The organism is Salmonella sp. SAL4457 (assembly GCF_046548235.1).
GTDB classification, from domain to species: domain Bacteria; phylum Pseudomonadota; class Gammaproteobacteria; order Enterobacterales; family Enterobacteriaceae; genus Salmonella; species Salmonella enterica.
This window is the reverse complement of sequence record NZ_JBGDZO010000083.1, coordinates 1-413: the sequence shown is the minus strand read 5'-3', so window position 1 is coordinate 413 and position 413 is coordinate 1. Positions and strand designations below refer to the sequence as shown.

The following is a 413-nucleotide window of genomic DNA, read 5'->3' as shown; positions in this document are numbered from 1 at the left end:
CCACAAGCTCGGTCCGGAGAACCGGCCGAAGACCCGCCTGCTGGTGCTGGCGATCGTCGCGCTGCCGCCGTTCGTCCTGGCCTACAGCGGGCTGGTCGGCATCGTCAACGCGTTGTACTTCGCCGGGGCCTTCAGCGGGGTGATTCTCTCGATCATGCCGATCCTGATGCTGCGCTCGGCGCGTAGGAACGGCGACTTCGAGCCGGCCTGGAAATGCGGCTGGATCGCCCATCCGGCGATCCAGGCGGTGATCGTGACGATCTACCTGGCCAGCGCCGCCTACGCCATTTGTAGCGCCATGAACCTGCTGCCGGCCGGCTGGTAGGTCATCGCTGCCGGAAGAGGCCGCCATAGGGCGGCCTTTTTCATGGGATTTATTTTATCCGGATAATATTGTCGCTCTATTTATATCC

The 413-nt window shown here is 62.5% G+C and carries 1 pseudogene; it reads left to right on the top strand.

Annotation, left to right across the window (positions count from 1 at the left end):
• Positions 1-325, top strand: a pseudogene (locus tag ACLJNW_RS23330) (amino acid permease); the annotation flags it as partial.
• Positions 326-413 lie beyond the last annotated feature (88 nt).